Origin of the sequence: Methylobacterium sp. J-048, from assembly GCF_022829515.1 — a bacterium.
Classification (GTDB): Bacteria; Pseudomonadota; Alphaproteobacteria; order Rhizobiales; family Beijerinckiaceae; genus Methylobacterium.
This window is the reverse complement of the sequence record NZ_JAKSYL010000111.1, coordinates 1-15,819: the sequence shown is the minus strand read 5'-3', so window position 1 is coordinate 15,819 and position 15,819 is coordinate 1. Positions and strand designations below refer to the sequence as shown.

Here is a 15,819-nt window from a genome sequence, read left to right as displayed (position 1 = left end):
GTCAGGCCGCCGGATTGACGGGCTGATGCAGCCCCTTGGGCGAGATCGTGAAGATCTCGACGCCGGTCTCGGTCACCGCGACGGTGTGCTCGAACTGGGCCGAGAGCGAACGGTCGCGGGTGACCGCGGTCCAGCCATCGCCCAGGACCTTCACGGCCGGGCGGCCGAGATTGATCATCGGCTCGATGGTGAAGAACTGGCCGGGCTTCAGCGGCACGTCGTAGCTCGCCTCGACGTAGTGCAGGATGGTCGGCGCGTCGTGATAGATCCGCCCAAGACCGTGGCCGCAGAAGTCGCGCACCACCGAGCAGCGCTCGCCCTCGGCATAGGTCTGGATCGCCCGGCCGATATCGTTGGTCGATCCGCCGGGCTTCACCGCCGCGACGCCGCGCATCAGGGCCTCATAGGTGATCTCGCACAGGCGCTGCGCCTTGCGGGGGACCTCGCCGACATAGGCCATCCGGCTCGAATCGCCGTGCCAGCCGTCGAGGATCAGGCAGCAATCGAGGTTGACGATGTCGCCCTCGCGCAGGGGCTTGTCGTTCGGGATGCCGTGGCAGACCACGTGGTTGATCGAGGTGCAGATCGATTTCGGGTAGCCGCGATAGAGCAGCGAGGCCGGATAGGCGCCGTGATCCATGGCGAATTCGTAGGCGAGCTTATCCAGCTGCTCCGTCGTGACGCCTGGCTGCGTCGCCTCCATCAGGACATCCAGGGCCTCGGCGGTCAGGCGCCCGGCCCGGCGCATGCCCTCGAATCCTTCGGGGCCGTGGATCGGCGGCTCCGGCGCGCGGCGCGCGGCCTGCGCGGTGGCCTGTTCCTGTTGCATCGTCGAGACTTTTTGCGGCGTCGTAAATCGGGTTTCGAACCTATGTACGGTGCCCGGCGCGGCAGGCCAAGCCGCCTGCGCCGGGCGGGGCACGGGTGCGCGGCGGCGGAGGCTTGCGCGGGCCGCGGGGCTGGCGGCATAAGCGGCCGCGAGACGCCCGGGAGCGTTCAAGCAGATTCGCCCCGGCGAACCGGTGCGGGGCAGGCGAGGGCCGTATGGCAGGCAAGGCGGTACCGCACTTCCACAACGAGCCGGGCGTGCCGGTGATCGCGGTCGGGGTGAAGGAATTCATGTGCATCGGCGCGCTGCCGCCGTTCGATCACCCGCACGTGTTCCTCGACATGGGCGCGGACACCGAGATCATCTGCCAGTACTGCTCGACGCTCTATCGCTACCGCGCCGGCCTGAAGGCCGACGAGGCCGATCCGCAGGCTTGCGTCTGGCACGACGCCGCCGCGGTCGCCGCGGAATAGCGCCCCCCACATTGTCCGCGGACAGTCGACCTTCTCTGGACATCGGAATCGTCGGGGCCGGGATCGGCGGCCTGACCGCGGCCCTGGCCCTGTCGGATGCTGGCCATGCCGTCACGGTGATCGAGCGCCGCACCGGCTTCAGCGAAGTCGGGGCCGGGATCCAGATCTCCCCGAACGCCAGCCGGGTGCTGGCAGATCTCGGCCTCTCGGCGGCCCTGCGCCGGGCGGCGAGCGAGCCGCCTTCGGTGGAGGTGCGCGCCCTCCACAGCGGCCGCCGGATCGGTGGCGTGGCGCTGGGCGGTCCGGCGCAGCAGCGCTTCGGCGCACCCTATTACGTGATCCACCGGGCCGACCTGCAGACCCTGCTGCTCGATGCCCTGCGCAGCCGCCCGGCGATCCGCCTGATGATGGGCCGCGACATCACCGGCCTGGCCGAGACCGATTCCGGCGCCGTCCTCACCGCCGAGAGCAGCGGCGGCGCCCAGGCCCTGCCGTTCGACCTCGTGATCGGCGCCGACGGCCTGCGCTCCCGCCTGCGCGGGCATCTCGATGCGGCGCCGCTGCGACCGGGTCGGGCGGCGGCCTGGCGCGCCCTGATCCCGAGCGAGGCGGTGCCGGAGGCGCTGCAGGGTCCGGCCACCGGCCTGTGGCTCGGCCGGGGCCGGCACGTCGTGCATTACCCGGTGCGGGGCGGCCGCTTCCTCAACGTCGTGGCGGTGGTGCCCGAGGCTGTGGGCGACGCGGATTGGGGCCGCCTCGGCGAGCCCGCCGTGCTGCGCGCGCATCTGCGCGGCTGCGCCGGGCCGCTGCGCGACCTGCTGAGCCTGCCCGATTCCTGGCTGGTCTGGTCGCTGGCCGACCGGGCCGTGGCCCGCCCGCTGGCCGCCGGCCGGGTGGCGCTGCTCGGCGACGCGGCGCACCCGGTCCTGCCCTACCTCGCGCAGGGGGCCGCCCTGGCGATCGAGGATGCCGCCGTGTTGCGGCGATCGCTGGCCGACCACGCAGACGTGGCCGCCGCGCTCGCGGCCTACGCGACGGAACGGACGGCCCGGGTCCGTCGGGTGCAGAGGGCCGCCCGCGCCAACGGCCGGACCTATCATGCCGGCGGTCTCGTGAGCTTTGCCCGCAATGTCGTGATGGCCCGCCTCGGCCCCGACGGCATGCGCGAGCGCTACGCTTGGCTCTACGGCTGGACGCCCCCCGCTTGATCGCGCGGGCCGGCGCGGCTACCGAGGGGCCCATGCGGACGTGGCGGAACCGGTAGACGCACGAGACTTAAAATCTTGCGGCCGCAAGGCCGTGCGGGTTCGAGTCCCGCCGTCCGCACCAACACTTAGCAGGTTTGTGGGTATCCGGCTTAACCTACCGGGGTAACGTTTGGGGTAACAGCACCGGCCCTCCGATTTGAGGCCGGATGCTCACGCGCTCGCTGGGTTTCTCCCAATTTTGGAAAAAACCCAGCCGCCAAGACGGGACCTACCGCATCGGCATCAGCCGCTCCCGCCAGCCGGCGCGCTGGCCGAAGCTGTCAGCCACGACGACGCGAGCGCGGGCCCGGACGATCGCTTCATCCGCATGCCTCTCCAGCATCTCCGCCCGACCGTACTCGGCGAGGGCGAAGCGCAGATTGGCGAAGGCCATGAGCGAGAACATCAGGCGCATCGCTGCGCCTCCCCCAGCCGCATGACCTCGCAGGCGATGGCGAGCGCCATACAGTCGAGATAGGCGTACCCAGCATCAACCTGGGAGCGCATCTCCTCTTCGGCTTCCTCCACAGGCCACAGGCGCGCGAGGCAGGCCGCCTTGGCCATGGTGTCGGCCCAGCCCACCGAGGGAAAGCCGGCGACGAGCGCACGCAGGCGGCCGCCCTCGCACCGATCTTCCTTTGTAGGCCGTTCGTCGTCTGGGTTGTCCTCCATCACAGCGCGGTGTGCATCGTGTTCGGCGATGATCCGGGCCAGCTCTGGGGAGACGGTCGGAGCGGTGGCCGCGGGCACGGATGCCAACGGGGCCGCGAGGATGGCGCCAAGAGCGGCGCGGCGGGTGGAGGCCATCAGCGTGCCTCCAACATCACGGGATGGATGTTGTCGAAGCGCTGCTCCAGGCGGTCACCCATCTGATGCAGGAAGCACCCCACGACGTAGATGCACTCGCGATCAACGGTATCATCGTGGGTGCCGAGCGTCGTCAGCACGTTGGCAAGCCGCTTCAGGTTGCGGAGATCATCCTCCATTTCGAGGATGTTGCCCCAGTCGACATGAGCGGCGCTCATAACCGGGCCTCCCGGTTCTTGCGGGCGCGCATTGCCTCGGCCTGTCGGCGAGCTGCGCGGGCGCCTGCGGCAACGGCCGGATCATAGCCGTGCATCCACCGCGTGATGTCGTCCGGCTGCGGGTCGTGCGGCTCATCCTGGATGTCGCCACCGTGCTCGTTCTCCTCCTCCGGCTCCTCACCGGCATCGCGCTCGCCGTCCGTGGCGCTGCTGCGCCCCCAATAGGTCTGGTCGTCCCAGTCGTGGCGCTGGCGGGCCTTCAGGTCAGCGGCGGCCGGCCCGCACAGCGCCAGGGCCTCGGTAGCGCCGAGGCTTGGCTCGGCCTCGGGATCCCCGTCGAGCGCCTCTAATAACTCGAGGTCCGCTTCGATCCTGTCCTCGATCCGGCGGCGCAGCTCAGCGGCCGTTACGGGAATTCCCGTTTCGGCGAAGAAGCGGTCCAAGCCTTCCTGGATGGCGGCGATGGCATGGTCCGCAGAAACTGGCTCAAGTTGAGCCACTTTCCGACAAGTTGTCGGAAACTCTGGAGTTTCGGCCGCCCGCATGACGCGGATGGCCTGGGTGACGGGGCCCGACTGCCGGCCGGACCCCTGGCCTAATAAGGGCTGAGGTTTGCGGGGCCGGGGTAATAAGGGCGTGCGTGTGCTATGGGCGTGGATAGCCATGACGGTACTCCAGATGCCGTTGGTGGTTAGGTCCGACGCGAGGCTCCAACCCCTCTCGTCGGGCCGATCAGCTTGTGTTCGTGCACCAAGCTGGTAGTGTGGCTACCACGTTGCGCCAGAAGGCGTCAAGCGACTTAGTAGCAGAGCTACCACCTGTGCCGATAACCGTCGTTCAATGCCGGATGGCCCGAGCCGCGCTCGGGATTGGGATCCGCGAACTGGCGACGATGGCCGAGGTTTCGCCAAACACCGTGTCGAGGTTCGAGCGCGGCGAGGCGCTCTACGGCCGGACCGTCGAAGCCCTACAGGCCGCCCTAGAAGCCGCCGGCGTCATCTTCATCGAGGAGAATGGCGAGGGGCCGGGGGTACGGCTGAGGAAGGTGACAACCGATGCAGATTGAACCGCCAGCTCGGCCGCCTCCTGATAGGATTGCATAGCGCCATATTTCTCTCACCCACAGGTATAGAGGCGCGCATTTCTGAGTACCCAAGCCGGTTCCGGGCCCACTATGAGGGGCTTATACATCCTCAGTCGCCTGCCACTTGATGATTCCGAGAGCGGACAAATGCGGCTCGCAATTACCTCAAACAACGATCTGTTCTTAGAAACAGAACTCAGTCACAGATCTATAATACTTGCCGGTCCAAATGGCGCCGGTAAATCAACGTTAATGAATGAAATAAATCTTAGTTTTTCTTCTACACAAATTCCATCACATCGTGCAACTCAGCCGCCGATGCAGCACACTCATTCAGGAGTTTTTATCGACGGTAATTATATTAGGCCCATATTAATCAATCATCAGACTGTCCAGAGTAATTACATACCTTTCAATCGTTCTTCTCAGCAGCATCCTATAAACGAAACTATCTCGACCGTTCCCGACTATGACAGTTTTGTCGCTGCCTTTGAGCCAAATGAAGTTGGAAGACCTACATCATATAGCATAACTAGGATCCGGAGCGTTCTGACAGACAAGGATCGGGCAATATACGCCAGTAGCAATCCACTCAACGTGAACAATCTATATCGAGCGGTGACTGTCCGTTTATACACGAAAGAGCTCAGAAAACTGTCCGGTGCGTTTCTAAACTATCATATGGAATATGCAAAAGGCAAATATCGCGGTGAATCTGAACATGATTTACTTGAGCTTCTTGGGCCGCCGCCCTGGATTGAAGCACAAAGGTCGATTAACGACCTCGGAATACCTTATGAATTTACTATTCCGGACATCAACAGAGAACTTCCAGAGCCAAACCAATATCTATTGAAGCGGATATCGGACGGTAGTTTTGTTCAGGGCGATAGACTTTCTTTTGGCGAACAAGCTGCGTTAAGCATCTATGATCTAGTCGCGGGCGATGCAGAGGGAGCGAGAGTTTATCTGTTTGATGACATTGATGGATTGCTCCATCCTCCTCTGCTGCGTAGATTTTTGGGCGTTGTAGATCGAACTCTGGAAGCTCAAAATAGTGTTGCAATTTGGGTTACCCATTCTCCGGTGCTAGTTCAGCTTTGTGATCGTTCGCATTGTTTCTTTTTGGACGGGCATGGTGCCAGGCCAGAAACGGTCGAAAGAGCTGCGCTAGTGGAGCGCTTGTCCGATGGAGAGTTAGTAGTCAAAGAAAACACTGCAACAATTTTCGTAGAAGGGCAAGATCACGCGTTTTATAATGAGATATTCCGTAGTCTGACGGTTTATAAGATCATAAAACCAAAAAGATCGCTGCGATTTGTTTCGCCAGTAACTGATGAGAATTCTGGTGGGTCGAATAATTTTCTTGTCAACGACGTGGTGTCCGTTTTACACCGGAATGGCTTTGGCAATCTGTTTTTGGGATTAGTCGATCATGACCGCGGTCAGCTTCCTATTGCAACTGGAGTATCTCGGATTGGCCGATATTCGATAGAAAATTATTGGGCTGACCCCTTGAACGTATACGCGTGGTTGCTCGATCAAAAATACGACCACCTTCCGTCCAATCTTGTCTTTGAATCAATAACACGTGGTGGAAGCCATCGTCTTCTGACCGCTCTATCAGTCGACCAACTCCAGGCAATCGTTCGCCATTTCTCGGACGCAGTGCTGAAAGTCGTGAAAGAAGAAGGCGCCGATATGTCGTCTTGGCCAGAAGAGGCGGCGGATGTATTGATTTATGACGGTATTGTTTTAAAGTATCCTAGTTTTATGCTCAAATGTCCCGGCAAGCGCATTATTGCGGCGCTGCGAACAATTGATGGCAATCTGAATAAGGGCGGACTGCGTCAGAAGTTTTTAGAGGGCGCTTTCTGGCCCGATGATATTGTTTCTTTGATGACTCGGCTTTCAATGGCACAGTGACAGCACAACAGTTCCAGATAGTCAGATTGACAGGGGGTGGTATTGACAAGCGCCAAAGCAAATACCAATTCCAATGCTTTATCCTGCATCTATTGCGCCGGTCGTCGCCCCTTCACTCGCTGGTCTCACGAGCACATTTGGCCTCGAAGATTGGGTGGGACGAGATCTCCCGAAATATTCCGTACTCATCAGGTTTGCCAGACCTGCAACAGTCTCGCTGGAACCTGGGTAGAACCACCATTTTATAAAAATTGGTTTATGCAGATCGATGCCGCGATTTCCGGCTTGCGGTATCTGCCACGCGACATGCCCGGCAGCACAGCTTTGATGTATCAGGGGTTCGATGATGCCGTGCCTGTTGCGGACGATGAGGTTTGTGAAAGGTGGGGAGGTCCGTCGCAGGAAATCATCTTTCACATACACAAGCGTGACGAGCCACGGTGGGAGACATTGCCAGGAGGTGATTTCTTAAGGCGAAACACAAAGGACCAAGGAAGAGTCTATTTCTTCCTCACGTCGCCTGAGGAATATTGGTCTTTAACGACAATAAAATCCATCATAGATCACTTTCCTCTCGCTCATCGGCGTTGCTTAACTCTCCTGGAAGGCCTGGCTCGCAGCGTCCCAATCCTCTGGCGCGACGATCCTTCTATATCCGAGCACGATGCACGAGACGTGGCTTGGCTACTCGAACACGGCCTGGAACCCCGACGCATCCGTATGGCGTTCAATACGGCTTTCGCCGATCGGTTTCTGGCAAAATTAGCGATTGGTTTAGGGCATACAATCCTCGGACCTCGTGTAAGCTCAAGTGCTTATGCTGATCGGCTACGCAATCTTCTTTGGAACTCCACGCCGGGCCAACATGCCGACTCTGAACTGCGGGGCACGGGCTTCTGGCGGTCTGAAGGCCAAAGTGATTTTCGAGATCCACTTGCTATTGAGGGTGCCTGGACGATAGCAGTCGGCGCTTTCTACCCGGCCTTTGGCTATTCGCTTTCCACGTCTAGCGGCCGTTCAATGTCTATGATGGTCTCGGACGACCCGGGCTTATGGACGCCTGGGGTAGTGGAGCAATATCATGAGATGCAGATCTTCATTGTCGTTCCACAGCGGCAGCTGTTTCTCGGGCCATATCGTGTGATCGATTTTGTCTCGCACCGGCTTGGACGTCGCCTCATAGCAGCCTTAGCTGAACTGGAAGATTCGCGGGTCGGGCTTCAGGATTTGCCACCTCGCCGATTGCCTGGTCAGTCCGAAGCACGTGGCAGTTTTTAGAGCTCCATGAGGACATTGTCTGTGATAAAAGAACCAATCAATGAGGCAGATCAACTAAAATATCTTGAGCAAAAGCGAGGCTTCGAGGGAGATAAGTTCCTTCTGGCTTCAAAAATCTACGCCGAACAGAGTCATGCCCTACGTTTGAACGCGTTAAATAGCGTAAGGGAATACGGGCTCCAAACCGTCAAGCACCTCTCGCTCCTCAACGGGGGGTCAATAGTTGTTCTGTTGAGTCTTACTGGTGCGTTGATCGCAAAATCAGATGAAAAATCTCTATTGGTTGCCATCTCGTTTGCGCATAAAATCTGGTACGCTATAGCTTCTTTTGCCATCGGTTTGGTAGCAACAGGTTTAGTTTCCGCTTTAACCTACCGAAATTGGTTGGCACACTCGGAAAGTTTTCAAAACCCCAAACAGCTGAGCGATCTCATTAATAAGGGCGAATGCGATGTTTTGCCCGATATACATTCGAAAGTTGCTAAATTTACAACGAATGCGATTTATTTATTTGGCTTTCTGGCGCTCCTAGCTTTCGTTGTTGGCGCAATGCTGGTCGCAATAGCCTTTTCTGTACTTGGCGTGTGAATTGTCGCAGGCGGCCGTCCCTCAACTCCAATCGCTCATGTCTTCTTTCGCCCCCGGCTCCGTCACGCCCAGGTCGGCGATGCCGCCTAAACGTCGGTGTAGCCCCGGGGCGGCGGGGTATAGCCGTCACCACGTTCGAGATCCGGCAGCGTGACCCCCATGTCAGCGGTGAGACCGCCCCGGTTCTTCACGCGGACGGCCGTCGCGCGCATCCCCGCCCGGTGAAGGCCGGTGACTTCAATCTGGCCGTGAAAGCTCGAATCCCCGAACCGATCAATATGCCGGCCCAGCTCGGCGATGTGCTCTCGCAGCTCCGACATTCCGCGTCCCCCGCCACCGCCAAGCCCCCCGGCCGGCGCCTCCGGTATCGCCGGCATGCCCCGAGGTATCGAGCGGATGGCGCCATTCGGCATTTTCATCGTGCCGTTGCCGAGGTCCAATCCCTCGACACCATCGAGGCCGCGCACGAGATGAGGCTCACCGTCAGCGACACGCGTTGCCACCGGGCCGGCCGGGATTTGCTCGCCACGCCCCAGGGCACCGCGGAGCCGCGGGTTGTACCGCGTCCAGTTTCCGAGGCCGCTCGCTCGCCGCAGGTGCAGCGCCACGCGCGTCTGATCCTCCAGGCTCGCTGACATGGCGTTGGGGGCCGTGATCCCGAGCTGCGGGGCGATGTGCCGCCAGTTCGAGTTGGTGATCTGGTAGTAGCCCTGCGCCGTGTGCCGCCGGTCGTTGATGTAGTTCGGGACGTTCCGGCCGCCGGCCTCGTACTTCGTGATGAGCCCAAGCTCGTTCCGCTCGGTATCGGTCATCTTGACCGAACCCGGGACGCCGGGGCCTACGGCACCCCCAACGGACGACACGCCGCCACCAAGGCCGCCGCCACCGCCGAGGCTGGCCTTGCGGATCATGCCACCCAAGCCACCGCTGCCGCCGCCGAAGCTGGCCGATTGCACGCCGGAACCGCCTCCAGCACCAGCGCCGCCCATGCCCTCGCCCGGGACGAAGTTGATGGGCACGAAGATGCCAGCCCGGAACTGCTCGTTCAGCCGCTGGAACAGGGTCTTGCCCTCGGCCTCGACCTCGGGGGCTCTCTCCTTGATGCCGTCGGCCACGCCCTTGCCGACTTTGGTCCCAGCGTCCTTGCCAACATCTTCGGCCTTTTTGCCGAGCACCATGTCAGGTAGGTTCGGATCGAGGGCACCAAGGAGACCGCGGCCGATCCCGTCCTTGGTAAATTCCGGCATCTGCAGGGTGTTGTAGCTTTGGGCCAACTCGGCGAGGCCGCCGATCGCCGTGATGCCGAGCGCGCCCTTCGCCAGCCCGGCCAGCTTGCCGCCCTTCTTGGCTACGTCCGGCAGGCCGCCGTTCACGGCCAGCTTCGCGGCTGCCAGTTCCAGGGAGGCCGCCGACTTCGTGAGCGCCAGAGCCGAGCCCATCAAGCCGAGCGTGCCGGCCGCGCGCGCGATCTCGCCCCCGACCACGGCCACCGACGTTCCGAGGGCCACGATCTTCGGATCCAACTCGGCGATGTGCTGCTGGAAGTCGGCGATCGCCGTGTATGCCTTGGTGAGTAGACCACCGCCTTCGCCGTTGTTGTCGAGCGACCGACCCATGGAGGTCTCGACGTTGAGCCGGGTATTCTCGATGCGCTTCTGCGCGCCGTAGAATCCGCCCATGACCAGATCACCGATCGACTTGGCGAACCCCTCGGGGGTCTCCGCGATCTTCTTGCGGTACTCGTCGAACAGCTCCGGCTTTTGGGCGATCGAACCGAGCTTGCCGCCATGCTCGCGCGTGACCAGGGCGTTGAGCTGCGCCTGGGTCGGGTGGGCGTTAATGACGGCCCGTAGCAGGCCTTCGGTATCCACCGACTCGGCCGCCATTTTGTAGAAATCGCCAACTACTTTTGCGATGGCGTGAGAATCTGCCGCCTTGAGCTCGCCCTTCTTGTTCTTGTCGAAGCTCTGCCCGATGATTCCGCTGGCATCGGCAGTGAACTTGTCCCGGTCGAGCAAGGCGTCGGGATCGCTCATCAGCGTCTGCAACCGCTGCATCTGCTCCGGCGACATCTGCTTGCCGAAGCTGCGCTTGACCGAGTTGCCGAGCCGGTCAGCGTTCAGCGCGTCCGGCATGCGCACGAAGTTACCGTACCTCACCCCCATGGCGTCGAGGGCGGTGAGCCCCTGCCTCGAGGGGGCGATGAACTTCGAGGAGATCCCGCGCGCCGCGGTGCCAGCCTCCTCGCCCGAGTAGCCGGACTTCCGTAGCAGCGCGAAAATTGTATCCATAGTTTCGACCGAGAACCCGGCCCCGGTCCCGGTCGCGCCGCCCATCTTGAACGCGGCCTGGATGTCGTGGTCTTCGAGGCCGCCGACCTTCGCGGTCTTCACCGCCAGATCGACGTTGCGCCGCATGACCTTCTTGGCCGTGGCCGCATCCTCGATGTGCTGGTTGGTCGAGAACACGATGCCTTCCAGGGTCTTGGCGGCGCTCGGCAGGTCGACGTTCATCGCCTGGGCATAATCTTTGATCTCCTCGACAAAGGGCTCGACCAGATCCTTGCGGACACCGCGGCCAGCGAGCGTGCGCTGCGCGTGGAGCACCTGGATGTCGTTGAAGGTCGAGGAGCCGCCGAGCCGCACGGCCTGGTCGATCCGGCTCTGCCGCTCTTCCTTCGTCAGGCCCGCCATGGCCACCTGCCGGCGGATCTCCATGTCGAACTCGGCGTAGCTGTGCGTGGCCGCCTTCGCCGTCGCGTCGATCTTGCCGCCGACCACGACCGCGCCGCCGGACACGAGGGCCTTGCCGGCCTGATAGCGCTCCTGTCGGACCACGCTCTGCTTGGCCGCGTGATCCTCGACGGCGACCTGGCGCTTGAAGGCGGCCGCCGCCTGATCGGTGCTGCGGGCCAGCGAGCGCTGCTGCTGCTCGACCCGGGACAGATCCACGCCCAAGCGGGAGGCCGCGCCCTCAGCGGCACGCAGGGCGGCCGTCTCCGCGCTGAACGCCGCGGTGAGGGCCCTGGTCTCGCCGACCGCCGCGCGGTGCGCTTCGGCCAGACGCCGCACGTCGGCCGTGAGGCGCGTTGCCTGCTCGCTGCCTTTTACGAACGCCGTGGACTTGCTGTAGTCGGCCGCCGCCTTCTTAGCCGCATCGTACTCTTTGGCGAGCCGCGCCGCTTCCGTGCCGACCCGCTGCATGCCGCGCACCGTGGCCTCCAGGGGCTTGCGGGCGTCCATCAGGTCCGCCGCCGCCTTGGCCGCCTTGGCCTGATTCTCCCAAGCCTTGTTCAGCTTCGCGACCTCGGCCGTGTATTTGGTGACGTCGAGGCCCTGCTGGACCGCCTTCGCGACCTTGGCCATCTCGGCCTCGACCCGCGACTCGGCGGTGATGAGGAGCTTGGCTTCGATGACCTTGGACGCCATGGCGGATGCTCCTCAGTGGGTGCCGGGTGCGGTCGGGATCGAAGCCCCGATGTCAGCGGTGACCATGTCCAGGGCGACGGTCGCGGCGGCCAAGGCCTCCGTCTGGCCGTTCACCGCGGCTTCGAGCTTGGCGAAGGCCTCGCGCGAGGCGTCGGTGTCGATCTGGCCGAGCTGCCGGAACACCATGTTCAGGATCTGCTGCGACGAGTTGGGTTCGGGCTGCGCGGCCAGCACGGCGCTCGCACGCGCCAGTGCGACGCCGACCTCCGACCGCATCGCGAAGGTGGCGGGGACCTGGACGTTGCCGGCCTCGTCGATCGAGAAGACGGCGTGGTCGCCGGCCAGCACCACCACCGACAGCTTGTCCCAGGTCTCGGACGCGGCCTCGGTAGGTGCATCGGGTTGAGCGGCACCGGCCAAGGCCTGGGATGCAGACTTCAGCTTGCCAGCAGAGCCATGCAGCTTGTCGGCAGAGCCCTTGAGAGCTTGAGCCTCTTTTTCCAGATCGGTCATGTTCGTCTTCCTCTGTGCCGGCGCGGCTCGGCGCCAATTTCCGGTGTCGCGTCCAGCACCACGATCGCCGCGGCCAGGATCGCGGCGCGCAGGCCTTCGTCTTTGACGACGACTCCGCGGATCGGATGACCGATACCGCCGCCGCCCGTCATGTTCGGGACGTGCATCGAACCGTCGGGCCAACGCACCAGCTTCAACTCCATCAGCAGGAGGCCAGCCACGAGGCAGGAGAACCGGGCCAGGGTCACGGTGCGGTCGGCGCACGGCGGCGCCTCGACGCGGCGTAGGACCGTGATGATGGGCGCAAACCCAGTCGCGGCTTCGGCCTGTGCGCCGCCGTCGCTCATCGAACGATCTTCAGCGGCGGACGGGTCGGAATGGCCTCGACCCAGGCCACGAGGTCGGGAAGGCCGGCGAAATCGGGGGCGTCGGCTAGGAGCTGACGGACCCGCATCACCGGCAGGTCGAACCGGCAGGCCAACAGGAAGGGGAGCCGCTCCTTGCCGGCCGCTTCAGGGGACTGGTCGATCTCGCGCATGCGCTCGCGGGCTGCGGTCTGTCGGTCGATGAGGGTGGTGGCGGAGGAGACCGTCATGCCGCGCCCCGCAGCTGCACCACCTCGGCCTCGGCACGCGGGACGGCGGGCAGCAGTTCCAGCCGTTCCTTCACCGGACGGACGAACGGCTCGGCGGCCGGCAGCTCACCGGCCAACTCGACCAAGGCACCAGAGTAGTCCCGCAGCGGATCGGCCGAGGTGATCGTCACGTCGTCCGGGCCGAAGGCCGGGAGCGCTACGGTCCGGCACAGCAGGTCGCGGCCGAAATCGCCTACCGCCTCACGGTACCGGGTGCGGGTAAAGCTCCGCAGGGTGCAGTGGAGGTTGACGCCGGAAGTCGGCGCGGCGTGGTGGGCGGTGCCCGGCAACAGGAGCGTGCCGCGGTCGCGGCGCTCGTCGTAGCGGCGCACGTCGGCCTGGCGATCGGCCGGCACCGGGTCGGTGCGGCCGTCGACCACCCACAACTCGATGGTCTCGACGGATACGACATCCTCCGGCAGGCCGTGGAGAACCCGCAGCTCGGCTTCCGGCGAGGGGATGGCTGAGAAGTCCGACGCCTCCCGGCCGGCGCGCTCGCGGGCGCATTCGGCCGCGGCGAGGTCGCGCAGAAGGGCGCGGAGGCTACCAGCATGATGCCGATATTCGGTGGCCAGCCGGGCCCGGATCGCATCGCACTGGGCGGTGGCATCCTCGTGGATCGCCTGTCGGGCAGCGCGGGCTTCGGCCTCGCGCGCCATGGCGAGCCGCTGCACCAGGGCCGCCACGAGGGCTTCCGCGCGATCCAGCCGGACGGTCGCCGCGCCCTTCTCGGCGAGCTGCCGCTCCAGTTCGGCCTCCGGGGCGTCGAGCAGTCCGTCGCGGTAGGCGGTCTCGGCGGCCTCGCGGTCGCGGGTGGCGGCCTCGACCTGGGCGCGGGCGTCGGCGAGCGCCGTCTCGATCCGGGCGGGCGAGGTTTCCTTGCGGGCGATACCGACAAGGTCGGCGAGGGCGCGGGCGATCTTGGGTGTCTTCACGGGCGGGGGTCTCCGGTGTGCAGGAGGGTGCGGGCGGCGGAGTTGGCCGCCGCCCGCGTCGGGCCGGAGCCCGGGACCGCGGTGGCCGGCCGGAGATCCTCGACGGAAGACGGGTGGCTGCCGCGATGGGTGATGGGATGCGGGGTCATGCTTCGCCCCCGGCGATCGCCGTCATGGCGTTGCGCACCACGCGGTCGATTTCCCGAACCTCGTGCGGGGTCAGCTGCGGGAGGGCCATCGCGACCTTGCCGGACACCGCCAGCAGTTGCGCCCGGAGCTTGACCATCTCGGCCGACCAGCGGTGCAAGGCCTCGTCGGCCAGCAGGATCGTCCCGCGCGTGCGCTCGTTCTCAATGGCGATGCGATCGGCCTGCTCTTTGGCCAACCGGGTCCGCTCGGCGGTCAGGTCGGGGCTGTCTTCGCCTCGGCCGGAAGCGACCTCGCGCAGGTGGCGGCAGTAGTTGGCCGTCGACACCAGCAGGTCGAACTTGCCCCGGCCGACCCGGATGACGATGCCCTTGTCGGCGAGCTGCCCGATCCGGCGCTCGGAGAGGTCGAAGGCGGCCGCGATTACCGAAACGCTGACGGGTTCGCTCATCGCAGAGACCCCCAAACTGAAACTGAACCCCCCATGGGGATTTTGTGGGGAGCGAGAGACCGCGCCTCTATTGCCCGTGATTCGCCTCTACGGCCCCGGGAGGACCCAAGTCCTAGAAATGCTCCCTCGCCGAGCCCGGCGGCCGGCCTGAGGCATTCCGCATGGGTGGCGGCGGTCACTCGATCTCCATCGAGACGTAGGCGTTCCAGATCGGCCGGAGCTGTGCCTCCGAGAGCGCCGCGAGCGACAGGCGTGCGGACTCCAGCAAGGCCGGATCGTCCTCCGCGGCGCGCAGCAGGGCGTTCACCCGCTTCCCGTCCGTGCCGCGGTAGGCCATGACCAGCCCGCGCAGGCAGCGGATACGCGCGGACCGTTCCTCGGGCAGCAGGTGACTGGCGAACGGGCCCCAACCCTTCAAGTCGCGCTTCATACTGTGATCCGCCCTGTGCCATCGGAGGTTCAGGCCGCGTCGCGAAGCGCAGGTGCGGCCGGAGGCGTGCGGGGGGAATCGTCCGTGCTGAGCCGAACACCGTGACGGGCCAAGTGAGCACGCACGCCTTGGCGCACGTATTCCGAAACGGTCTGGCCGCGCTGGCGCGCAGTAACCTCTACAGCTCGGGCGAGGTCTGTCTCGACCTTCAGCCGTAGCAATGCATCTCTTCGAAGTGGATTAGTCATCGTAAGTGCCACCGCGTTGCAATTGCGTGGCTCTTACAGTGCTATCTTGAAGGCCTGTCTGCAACGACGGCGATCATGCCAGCCAATGCCAGATGTATGTCCGTTGTTATATTCTGTTGTTTAGTGTTATATTTTGTTGCGGCTTGGCTGAGTTATTCTGTCGCACATTTTGGCAGGAGCGCTTTATCAGCCGCCCCATTTGGATGGCGCCCGATCTCGTTCTGGCTGACGACCAGGTTGGTCCGGCCTTCTCTTAATCAGGCGCGTGATGATGCAGACCGATGCCAACCAGCTCACCTCTAGAACGCAGACCTGGAGGACGATGTCAGCCAAGACATCACCGAACATGTAGCCATTGATGGAGCCAGCCACTCCAGCGGCTAGCGCTATGGCTGTCACGATCGGAACCAACAGATACCAGTTTAATAGCACCCCACACGTGGCCCCTAGCAGGGCGATCAATAGATATCCCATACGCTACCACCAACTCCCGCTTAATCCCCCTAAAGCGAGGAAGAGCCAGGATGGTACAACGGTAGCGTGCATAAGGCGATGCAGAATTTGTTGCGACAAAAAGAACAAT

The 15,819-nt window shown here is 63.4% G+C and carries 19 protein-coding genes, 1 tRNA gene and 1 pseudogene; 8 read left to right on the top strand and 13 right to left on the bottom strand.

Annotated elements, in window-relative coordinates; all coding sequences use genetic code 11:
- Position 1 precedes the first annotated feature (1 nt).
- Entirely contained in the window at positions 2-829 is an 828-nt protein-coding gene (gene map, locus MKL09_RS08900) for a type I methionyl aminopeptidase (protein ID WP_244019597.1), read from the bottom strand.
- A gap of 215 nt (positions 830-1,044) precedes the next feature.
- Between map and MKL09_RS08895 the strand changes: the two genes are divergently transcribed.
- From MKL09_RS08895 to MKL09_RS08885, 3 genes are all read left to right on the top strand, one after another.
- Complete coding sequence (locus MKL09_RS08895) at positions 1,045-1,302, top strand: zinc-finger domain-containing protein (RefSeq protein WP_050732645.1); 258 nt, start codon at positions 1,045-1,047, stop codon at positions 1,300-1,302.
- A gap of 11 nt (positions 1,303-1,313) precedes the next feature.
- A complete protein-coding gene (locus MKL09_RS08890) occupies positions 1,314-2,510 on the top strand; it encodes an FAD-dependent monooxygenase (RefSeq protein WP_244019595.1) in 1,197 nt (398 codons plus the stop codon).
- 34 nt (positions 2,511-2,544) lie between these two features.
- A tRNA-Leu gene (locus tag MKL09_RS08885) sits at positions 2,545-2,631 on the top strand.
- Between the two features lie 147 nt (positions 2,632-2,778).
- On the opposite strand, the gene MKL09_RS08880 is transcribed toward MKL09_RS08885, so the two are convergent.
- The 4 genes from MKL09_RS08880 to MKL09_RS08865 are packed head-to-tail and all read right to left on the bottom strand — an operon-like array spanning position 2,779 to position 4,017.
- Positions 2,779-2,964, bottom strand: a complete 186-nt coding sequence (locus tag MKL09_RS08880; RefSeq protein ID WP_244019594.1) for a hypothetical protein — start codon at positions 2,962-2,964, stop codon at positions 2,779-2,781.
- Complete coding sequence (locus tag MKL09_RS08875; RefSeq protein ID WP_244019592.1) at positions 2,955-3,356, bottom strand: hypothetical protein; 402 nt, start codon at positions 3,354-3,356, stop codon at positions 2,955-2,957. Before MKL09_RS08875 ends, MKL09_RS08880 begins: the two co-directional genes overlap by 10 nt.
- Positions 3,356-3,574 carry a hypothetical protein gene (locus MKL09_RS08870; RefSeq protein ID WP_244019591.1) on the bottom strand — a complete coding sequence of 73 codons (219 nt, stop codon included), beginning with the start codon at positions 3,572-3,574 and terminating at the stop codon, positions 3,356-3,358. The genes MKL09_RS08875 and MKL09_RS08870 overlap by 1 nt, the downstream gene beginning before the upstream one ends.
- Positions 3,571-4,017 carry a hypothetical protein gene (locus tag MKL09_RS08865; RefSeq protein ID WP_244019590.1) on the bottom strand — a complete coding sequence of 149 codons (447 nt, stop codon included), beginning with the start codon at positions 4,015-4,017 and terminating at the stop codon, positions 3,571-3,573. Before MKL09_RS08865 ends, MKL09_RS08870 begins: the two co-directional genes overlap by 4 nt.
- Positions 4,018-4,421: 404 nt before the next feature.
- Here MKL09_RS08865 and MKL09_RS08860 point away from each other — a divergent pair, with 404 nt between their 5' ends.
- The 5 genes and pseudogenes from MKL09_RS08860 to MKL09_RS08845 all read left to right on the top strand — a co-directional run bounded on the left by MKL09_RS08860 (position 4,422) and on the right by MKL09_RS08845 (position 8,450).
- Positions 4,422-4,640 (top strand): multiprotein-bridging factor 1 family protein, encoded by a 219-nt coding sequence (locus tag MKL09_RS08860; protein ID WP_244019628.1) that lies wholly within the window; start codon positions 4,422-4,424, stop codon positions 4,638-4,640.
- Positions 4,641-4,805: 165 nt separating this feature from the next.
- The gene (locus MKL09_RS08855; protein ID WP_244019589.1) at positions 4,806-6,584 is read left to right on the top strand and encodes an AAA family ATPase; all 1,779 of its coding nucleotides are present in this window, start codon (positions 4,806-4,808) and stop codon (positions 6,582-6,584) included.
- A gap of 36 nt (positions 6,585-6,620) precedes the next feature.
- Positions 6,621-6,827, top strand: a pseudogene (locus tag MKL09_RS32310) (HNH endonuclease); the annotation flags it as partial.
- 15 nt (positions 6,828-6,842) lie between these two features.
- Entirely contained in the window at positions 6,843-7,862 is a 1,020-nt protein-coding gene (locus tag MKL09_RS08850; RefSeq protein ID WP_244019588.1) for a hypothetical protein, read from the top strand.
- Between the two features lie 21 nt (positions 7,863-7,883).
- Positions 7,884-8,450, top strand: coding sequence for a hypothetical protein (locus MKL09_RS08845; protein WP_244019587.1), 567 nt, complete (start codon positions 7,884-7,886; stop codon positions 8,448-8,450).
- 86 nt (positions 8,451-8,536) lie between these two features.
- On the opposite strand, the gene MKL09_RS08840 is transcribed toward MKL09_RS08845, so the two are convergent.
- From MKL09_RS08840 to MKL09_RS08805, 8 genes are all read right to left on the bottom strand, one after another.
- Positions 8,537-11,878: a phage tail tape measure protein gene (locus tag MKL09_RS08840; RefSeq protein ID WP_244019585.1), complete on the bottom strand. Its 3,342-nt coding sequence runs from the start codon at positions 11,876-11,878 to the stop codon at positions 8,537-8,539.
- A gap of 12 nt (positions 11,879-11,890) precedes the next feature.
- On the bottom strand, positions 11,891-12,391 hold the full coding sequence (locus MKL09_RS08835; protein WP_244019583.1) for a hypothetical protein: 501 nt from the start codon (positions 12,389-12,391) through the stop codon (positions 11,891-11,893).
- Complete coding sequence (locus MKL09_RS08830) at positions 12,388-12,738, bottom strand: hypothetical protein (protein WP_244019581.1); 351 nt, start codon at positions 12,736-12,738, stop codon at positions 12,388-12,390. Before MKL09_RS08830 ends, MKL09_RS08835 begins: the two co-directional genes overlap by 4 nt.
- Positions 12,735-12,986, bottom strand: coding sequence for a hypothetical protein (locus MKL09_RS08825; RefSeq protein ID WP_244019579.1), 252 nt, complete (start codon positions 12,984-12,986; stop codon positions 12,735-12,737). Before MKL09_RS08825 ends, MKL09_RS08830 begins: the two co-directional genes overlap by 4 nt.
- Positions 12,983-13,960: a hypothetical protein gene (locus MKL09_RS08820; RefSeq protein WP_244019577.1), complete on the bottom strand. Its 978-nt coding sequence runs from the start codon at positions 13,958-13,960 to the stop codon at positions 12,983-12,985. The genes MKL09_RS08825 and MKL09_RS08820 overlap by 4 nt, the downstream gene beginning before the upstream one ends.
- Entirely contained in the window at positions 13,957-14,109 is a 153-nt protein-coding gene (locus MKL09_RS08815; protein ID WP_244019575.1) for a hypothetical protein, read from the bottom strand. Before MKL09_RS08815 ends, MKL09_RS08820 begins: the two co-directional genes overlap by 4 nt.
- Entirely contained in the window at positions 14,106-14,558 is a 453-nt protein-coding gene (locus tag MKL09_RS08810; RefSeq protein WP_244019573.1) for a hypothetical protein, read from the bottom strand. The genes MKL09_RS08815 and MKL09_RS08810 overlap by 4 nt, the downstream gene beginning before the upstream one ends.
- 175 nt (positions 14,559-14,733) lie before the next feature.
- On the bottom strand, positions 14,734-14,988 hold the full coding sequence (locus tag MKL09_RS08805; RefSeq protein ID WP_244019571.1) for a hypothetical protein: 255 nt from the start codon (positions 14,986-14,988) through the stop codon (positions 14,734-14,736).
- Positions 14,989-15,819: the final 831 nt, after the last annotated feature.